The organism is Leptospira ainlahdjerensis, from assembly GCF_016919175.1.
Lineage (GTDB): Bacteria > Spirochaetota > Leptospiria > Leptospirales > Leptospiraceae > Leptospira > Leptospira ainlahdjerensis.
Genome location: NZ_JAFFPU010000065.1, coordinates 1 through 874 on the forward strand (window position 1 = coordinate 1; position 874 = coordinate 874).

An 874-nucleotide genomic window follows, 5' to 3' on the forward strand; every position below is an offset into this window, starting at 1 on the left:
TCTTTGTGTTTCTTGCACGCCTTCCGTTTGAATCGGAACGGTGCATCGCAGGATTTACGCTTCGATCGCTCACGCGGTTGTAATGGAGAGATGTTTTGTTTTTGAAAAACTGTGCACCGGCGGTGCACAGTTGGTTGTTTGAAGTTAGGGTATCCGTTTCAAACGTAGTGTTTAAAGATACACGGCTTCCGAATACCATTAAAGAAGTTCCTTCTAATATGATATGTATCGGCTCGTTTTTGTCAATTTCTTAGATGAAAAACGTTTTAGTATGTTTCTTGATGTCAGTATCCATGATTCGAAAGTTCCTCATTCAAATGAATTCCTTCCGCTTTTAATTTCGAAACGTTGGCCTTTTTTTCTCTTACATAAAGAACGTCACCTAAATACCTTCCATATTTGTCCTGAAAGTGAGTTCGAATCAGTAAAACACTTCCAGGCTTGAGTTTCTTTTTTAAGGATTTAAGAGCGACTTCTCCATCCGGTGTTAAGAGTTCGGGAGCGTTCACGCCTAACAGGCGGATTCTCTCTCTCAAGGTTATTCCAAAGCCTAAATCTATTTGAACGAGTAACGTATCGCAGTCAATAATCCGTTCTAAGTAACCGAGATAATGGTAGAGGAGGGTTTTGGAATTGGAGCTTTGTTTTTCCGATATCCAGCTCTTTTGTTCTTTCTTTAGCTTGATTCCATCGCCTTTCACAAAGCCTTTTTCTGTGATTTTCTGATAAAAATGAAAACCAAAATCGATCCAAAGTGCTTTTTCTGATAGGATGTCTTTATTTACGATCTTGTAGTGATAGATATCTCCATCAGGACGGTTCCAACGGTTTTTTTTAATTCCGCCGTAATAGCCGCTTTCTCGCGCTTTCCTTT

Annotated in this window: 2 protein-coding genes; both read right to left on the reverse strand. The window is 39.6% G+C overall.

The window, feature by feature from the left end; all coding sequences use genetic code 11:
• Positions 1 to 199: hypothetical protein (locus JWG45_RS15950; RefSeq protein WP_205280636.1), on the reverse strand; the 199-nt coding region annotated here is incomplete at its 3' end.
• 85 nt (positions 200 to 284) lie between these two features.
• On the reverse strand, positions 285 to 874 hold a 590-nt coding region (locus JWG45_RS15955), incomplete at its 5' end, for a thermonuclease family protein (RefSeq protein ID WP_205280637.1).